Raw genomic sequence first — 6,727 nt, 5'->3', positions numbered from 1 at the left:
TCTACCTGCGCTTTTCCGACACTTCGGGCGTGCGGACGCAACGAGTCGCCGGGCCTTCGGCTCCGAATACCTCCCAAATTGCCGATCAGCGAGGAGGTCCCGTGGCCGGAGCGCTTCGGACGCGAACAACGAGTCACGAAGATCGATCCGGAATTCTGCGGGCGGTGTCCCGGGCCGCGGACGCCGCACGCGCCGGCGACATCCAGTCCGCCACACAACTATTGAGAGAGGCCGAGCGGCTGGCCGCCGGACAAGGCGGCCGCATCGCGCGGAATCAACCCGTCCGCAGACCCCGAGAACACCCCCTGCGGGCCGCGTTGACAAGCATCTCAGCAGCAACGATTGTCGGAGGGCGCCGTCTGACGGGGTTCTGTGCGTCATCTCGGTCTAACCCAAGGTGGTTGGCCCGAGCCCACCGGGCTCCGGGCCGGGACGAAGGAGTCTGCGTGGATTCAACGGTGGGAGCGCGAACACCCGGCGACCAGGTGGGTGGGGCGGACGGCCTCGTCTATGTCGTGTTCATTACCGCCGCGGCGGCCATGGGCGGATTCCTGTTCGGGTATGACAGCTCGGTCATCAACGGTGCGGTTGAGGCGATCCGAGATCGGTACGACATCGGGTCGGCGACCTTGGCGCAGGTGGTGGCCATCGCGCTCATCGGGTGTGCGGTGGGCGCCGCGATCGCGGGGCGGATCGCGGACCGGATCGGGCGCATCTGGTGCATGCGGATCGCGGCGACGCTGTTCACCTGTAGCGCGATCGGGTCGGCATTGCCGTTCGCACTGTGGGATCTGGCGATGTGGCGCGTGATCGGTGGCATCGGGATCGGGATGGCGTCGGTGATCGGGCCCGCGTACATCGCCGAGGTGTCGCCGCCGGCGTATCGCGGGCGGCTGGCGTCGTTCCAGCAGGCGGCCATCGTGATCGGTATCGCCACTTCACAGTTGGTGAACTTCGCGATCCTCGGGATGGCGGGCGGTGAACAGCGCGGTCACATCGCGGGATTCGAGGCCTGGCAGTGGATGCTCGGGGTGATGGTGATCCCGGCGGGGCTGTACGGGCTGTTCTCTTTCACCATTCCGGAGTCGCCGCGGTATCTGATCTCCGTCGGCAGGACCGACAAGGCCAAAGAGGTGCTGGCCGAGGTCGAGGGCGACAAGGGCAATCTGGACGCGCGGGTGGCCGAGATCCAGCTGGCCATGCACAGCGAGCACCGGTCCACCTTCAAGGATCTGCTGGGCGGGAAGTTCGGGTTCCTGCCGGTGGTGTGGATCGGTATCGGACTGTCGGTGTTCCAGCAGCTGGTCGGCATCAATGTCGTCTTCTACTACTCGGCGACGCTGTGGCAGTCGGTGGGCATCGACCCGTCCAGTTCGTTCCTCTACTCGTTCACCACGTCCATCATCAATATCGTCGGCACCGTGATCGCCATGGCGCTGGTCGACCGGATCGGGCGGAAACCGCTGGCGCTCATCGGGTCCACGGGCATGGCGATCTCACTCGCGCTGGAGGGGTGGGCGTTCTCCTACAAGAGCGGCTCCGGCGACAGTGTCAGCCTGCCCCACACCCAGGGCGTCGCGGCGCTGGTGGCGGCACACAGTTTCGTGCTGTTCTTTGCCATGTCGTGGGGTGTCGTGGTGTGGGTGCTGCTCGGCGAGATATTCCCCAACAAGCTGCGCGCCGCCGCCCTCGGTGTGGCCGCGTCGGCGCAGTGGATCGCCAACTGGGTCATCACCGCCAGCTTCCCCAGCCTCGCCGACTGGAACCTGTCGGGCACCTACGTCATCTACACCGCCTTCGCCGTCCTCTCGATTCCCTTCGTGCTCAGGTGGGTTCCCGAGACGAAGGGCAAGGCGCTGGAAGAAATGGGCTGACCGGTTATTTGATGATCTTGGTGATCTGGCCGGCGCCGACCGTGCGGCCACCCTCCCGGATGGCGAACTTGAGACCCACCTCCATGGCTATGGGCTGGATGAGCACCACCTCCATGGAGACGTTGTCACCCGGGAGGACCATCTCCACCTCCTTCGGAAGCGTCACCACGCCGGTGACATCCGTGGTCCGGAAGTAGAACTGGGGGCGGTAGTTGTTGAAGAAGGGGGTATGGCGGCCCCCTTCCTCCTTGGAGAGGATGTACGCCTGACCCTCGAACTGGGTATGCGGCGTGACCGATCCCGGCTTGATGACGCACTGGCCGCGTTCCACATCCTCGCGGCGGACGCCGCGGAGTAGCAGGCCGACGTTCTCCCCGGCCTGACCCTCGTCCAGCAGTTTCCGGAACATCTCGATACCGGTCACCGTGGTTTTGGTCGTCTTCGGACGGATGCCGACGATCTCCACTTCCGCGTTCACCTTCAAAACGCCGCGTTCGATGCGGCCGGTGACCACCGTGCCGCGGCCGGTGATGGTGAAGACGTCCTCGATCGGCATGAGGAAGGGCTTCTCGACCTCACGCGTGGGTGTGTCGATCCAATCGTCCACGGCGGCAAGGAGTTCGGTGATGGTGTCGCCCCATTCGCCGGTCGGGTTCTCGAGCGCCTGGTAGGCGGACACCCGCACGATGGGGGTGCTGTCGCCGTCGAACTCGTACTCGCTGAGCAGGTCGCTGACCTCGAGTTCGACCAGTTCCAGGATCTCCTCGTCCTCGACCATGTCGCACTTGTTCAGGGCCACCACCATTTTCGGGACGCCGACCTGCCGGGCCAGGATCACATGCTCCTTGGTCTGCGGCATCGGGCCGTCGGTCGCGGCGACCACCAGGATGGCGCCGTCCATCTGGGCGGCGCCGGTGATCATGTTCTTGATGTAGTCGGCGTGGCCGGGGCAGTCGACGTGCGCGTAATGGCGGTTCTCCGTCTGGTATTCCACGTGCGCGATGGAGATGGTGATGCCGCGCTGCCGCTCCTCGGGGGCCTTGTCGATGGCCTCGAAGGGCGTGAAGGGATTCAGGTCCGGATACTTGTTGTGCAGGACCCTGGTGATCGCCGCGGTGAGAGTGGTTTTGCCGTGGTCGATGTGGCCGATGGTGCCGACATTGACGTGCGGCTTCGTCCGCTGGAACTTCGCCTTCGCCACTGGAAACCTCCTGCGCGCCCGTGCGATTCGAGGCGGGCACCGGAGGGTGGGGACACCGCGAGGTCGTGCCCGACGGCGGTGTCCGTTCCAGGGTATTCAGCCCGGGGCGGGAAAGGTCAGAAACCGGTTGAACCGGGCGTCGAGGACTATTGACGAAAACCCGGTCCGACCATAGGTTTTCCGCTGACTTTCCCGGAGCGGACGGCCGGTTCGCACCGGACTCACTCGCCGACGACCGCGACATCGATACCTCGCCCGAATCGTCCTTTTCCAGGGGGCGCACAAACCAACAGCGATCGACCGGCTATTACAAAATGGACGGTCTGGAGCGCACTGACTGCGCCCAACCGGCTCGGGCCGGACGGGCGCAGTAACGTGGGCTCCTATGACAGCTGTTGCAGATCGTTCGCTCGGACCGGAACTCGTACGCGTCGAGGGCATCGGGGAGGCCGATGTACTCGTCATCGGCCTCACCTCCACGGAGGACGGGCCGGTGATCGCGCCCGCCGACGCCTTCGAGGATGTGCTGGACGGCGACACTCGGGCGGCACTGCTGAGCGCGCTGCGAGCGGTCGGTGCCAAGGGCAAGGGCGAGGAGATCACGCGGGTGCCGGCGCCGGCCGGGCTGGGCGTGGACTACGTGCTGGCGGTCGGGCTCGGAGCGGAGGACAAGCTCGACGCCGAGCAGGTCCGCAAGTCGGCCGGTGCGGCCGGGCGGGCGCTGAGCGGGGTCGCGACCGCGGTCACCACGCTGTCGGGGCTGGGCCTGGGCGCGACCGCGGAGGGCTTCTACCTGGGCGCGTACCAGTTCACCACCTTCAAGTCGGCCAAGAGCGCGCCCAAGGCCGATGATCAGCCGGTCAAGCGGGTCGAATTCCTGGTTCCCGACCCGGGATTCGGTGAAGAGGAGCTGTTCCGGGCGCAGGCCGTCGCCGAAGCGGTCGCCACCGCACGGGATTTCGTGAACACCCCGCCCAACGATCTGTTCCCGGCCGAATTCGCCAACCGCGCAGCGGAATTGGCCCAGGCCGCGGGTCTGCAGGTAGAGATCCTGGACGAGAAGGAACTCGAAACCCAGGGCTACGGCGGCATTCTCGGCGTCGGCAAGGGCTCCTCGCGGCCGCCGCGGCTGATCCGCATCACCTATGCGGGCGGCGACCCGAAGGTGGCGCTGATCGGCAAGGGCATCACCTTCGACACCGGCGGCATCTCCATCAAGCCCGCGCAGAACATGGAGAACATGACCTCCGACATGGGCGGCGCGGCGGCGGTCATCGCCACCACGCTGCTGGCGGCGCGACTGAGCCTGCCGCTCACCGTGATCGCCACCGTGCCCATGGCCGAGAACATGCCGTCGGCCACCGCGCAGCGGCCCGGTGACGTGCTCACCCAGTTCGGCGGCACCACCGTAGAGGTCATCAACACCGATGCCGAGGGCCGGCTCATCCTCGCCGACGCGCTCGTGCGCGCGGGCCAGGACGAGCCCGACTACATCATCGACGTCGCCACCCTCACCGGTGCGCAGATGGTCGCGCTCGGCACCCGCACCCCGGGCGTGATGGGCACCGATGCCTTCCGCGACCGGGTGGCCCGCATCTCGCAGGCCATCGGCGAGAACGCCTGGGCCATGCCGCTTCCCGCGGAACTGCGCGCCGACCTGAACTCCAAGATCGCCGATTTGCAGAACGTCGCGCCGCACCGCTGGGGCGGCATGCTGTCGGCCGGGCTGTTCCTCAAGGAGTTCGTCTCCGACAGCGTGCAGTGGGCGCACCTCGACGTCGCCGGTCCCGCCTACAACACCGGCGGGCCGTTCGGCTACATCGGCAAGGGCGGCACCGGCGTCCCGGTCCGCACCCTGATCGCGACCCTCGAGGACATCGCCGCCGAATAACGAGCGGTCACAGAGACGCCCGCCCCCGCGCTGTGCGGTGGCGGGCGTCGTCGTTCGGCGCGGCCGGACTCGCGCCGGACGTTCCGGGGTCAGAAGTCCTGGGCCGCGCGGCGTTCGAGGATGCGGCGGCGGGCTTCGTAATCGCGCATGCGCTGGGGATAGCCGACGCGACGGGCGTCGTAGACGGGGATGTTCAGGGCGGCGGACAGGCGTTGCGCGCCACGCTCGCCGACCACGCGGCGGGTCCAGGCCCCGTCGTGGGCGACCAGGAGAACCGACACATCGGTCACCGTCGTGCGCGGCTCGACGAAAGCCTCCACGCCGTAATGGCTTCGAGTCCAGGCCACGAGATGCGCCATGGCCTCGGGGTCGACGTCACCCCGGCGCGCGGTACCGCTGCGCCCGAACAGATCCAGGAAACCCATCCCGGCCACCTCCTCTCCGGCCGCGAAGGAAGCGCCGGATATCTCGATAGTGCCAGCCTCAGGCCGGTTCGCCACTCCCCCGCCCAACTTCTGAGCAGCCCCACAGAATCTGTTCAGCCCCAGCTCAGCCCGGTGCCGGCCCAGCGCACGACCAGGCCGCGACAAGTGCGCCGCGACCACCTCCGTTGCGGTTCTCGGTGCCACTCCCGACTTCCGGCAGGCCATTGCGGCGAGCGTTCGGCGTGCGGTCACCGCCGGGGAGTCAGCGGTCGGTGAACAGCTCCCGCCCGCAACGGAACTCTACGACCCCTTCCGCTCGTAGCCGCCTGATGCGACCAGGACAGTGTTGCGGTCGACCGACAGACCGTCAGCATCTGCCAGCCCGCCGCGGTGATCCGGCAGCAGGCACGATCCCGTAATCGATCAGGTACGCGAATACGGTGGCATGACGAGCAGATTCGACGGATTCACCTCGAGATGCGTCAGCCCCCGGGCACGTGGTGCCCGAGGCCGCCCGCTCCGGCAAGGGGACCGCGAATCAGAGCCGATGCGGCGGAGCCATTTCCACATGCCGGCACAGGCGGAATCCCGCCGGAGCCGTAACCACCACAGCCCGGGTACGCCGTGGCCGTCCGCCGGACGAGCGCCGGCGGGTCCAGCTAGCCGACCGCTAACCCGCTCGGCGTTGCCGTGACTCCCGCACAGCGGCACCCCGGTAAGCGGTGGTGAGCGCAAACGTGATACGTCTCATGCCATTCCCGCCAATCCAGGCTCGCGCCAGGGAGATCTCTTGCTCACGCGGGGGATCGCGGCACTGAGAGGTCGGCACAACCGCCGCCCTGTGACACGCCGCACCCGGGCGAGTGCAAGGATGGGTGATCGGAACAAGAACCAACACGGATCTCCGGTGCCACTGAGTCTTCGGCGGCCGTCGGGCCGACACCGCGACCCGCGGTGCCAGGCTCGCGGAGAGACGAACTGTTTAACCCGACGAGCAGTCAGAGGAGTCAACGGACATGACCTTCTCCGTCCAGATGCCGGCTCTTGGTGAGAGCGTCACCGAGGGCACTGTGACCAGGTGGCTGAAGCAGGAAGGAGACACGGTCGAGGTCGACGAGCCGCTGCTCGAGGTCTCCACCGACAAGGTCGACACCGAGATCCCGTCTCCGGCCGCAGGCGTTCTGCTGAAGATCGTCGCCCAGGAGGACGACGTGATCGAGATCGGCGGCGAGCTCGGCGTGATCGGTGAGGCCGGTTCCGCTCCGGCCCCGGCCGCCGCCCCGGCTCCCGTGGCCGCCCCTGCCCCGGCACCCGCGCCTGCCCCCGCTCCCGCCCC

At 67.5% G+C, this 6,727-nt stretch carries 5 protein-coding genes; 3 read left to right on the top strand and 2 right to left on the bottom strand.

The genetic code is table 11. The features are described 5' to 3' along the window. The first annotated feature begins 446 nt into the window (after positions 1–446). A complete protein-coding gene (locus tag ON33_RS06545) occupies positions 447–1,874 on the top strand; it encodes a sugar porter family MFS transporter (RefSeq protein WP_040856494.1) in 1,428 nt (475 codons plus the stop codon). A 4-nt stretch (positions 1,875–1,878) separates the two neighbouring features. Here ON33_RS06545 and tuf read toward each other — a convergent pair whose 3' ends face one another. After that, the gene (gene tuf / locus ON33_RS06540; protein ID WP_040856492.1) at positions 1,879–3,075 is read right to left on the bottom strand and encodes an elongation factor Tu; all 1,197 of its coding nucleotides are present in this window, start codon (positions 3,073–3,075) and stop codon (positions 1,879–1,881) included. Between the two features lie 385 nt (positions 3,076–3,460). On the opposite strand from tuf, the gene ON33_RS06535 reads away from it, so the two are divergent. Further along, complete coding sequence (locus ON33_RS06535) at positions 3,461–4,966, top strand: leucyl aminopeptidase (RefSeq protein ID WP_040856489.1); 1,506 nt, start codon at positions 3,461–3,463, stop codon at positions 4,964–4,966. Between the two features lie 89 nt (positions 4,967–5,055). Here the strand turns inward: ON33_RS06535 and ON33_RS06530 are convergent, their stop codons facing one another. Further along, positions 5,056–5,391, bottom strand: a complete 336-nt coding sequence (locus tag ON33_RS06530; protein WP_040856497.1) for a hypothetical protein — start codon at positions 5,389–5,391, stop codon at positions 5,056–5,058. Positions 5,392–6,407: 1,016 nt separating this feature from the next. On the opposite strand from ON33_RS06530, the gene ON33_RS06525 reads away from it, so the two are divergent. Next, the coding region (locus ON33_RS06525) for a biotin/lipoyl-containing protein (RefSeq protein ID WP_040856487.1) at positions 6,408–6,727 on the top strand (320 nt) is incomplete at its 3' end.

The sequence above is a fragment of the Nocardia niigatensis NBRC 100131 genome (genome assembly GCF_000308655.1).
In the GTDB taxonomy this organism is placed as follows: Bacteria; Actinomycetota; Actinomycetes; order Mycobacteriales; family Mycobacteriaceae; genus Nocardia; species Nocardia niigatensis.
The sequence above is the reverse complement of the archived record's forward strand: the minus strand, read 5'-3'. Positions and strand labels throughout refer to the sequence as shown.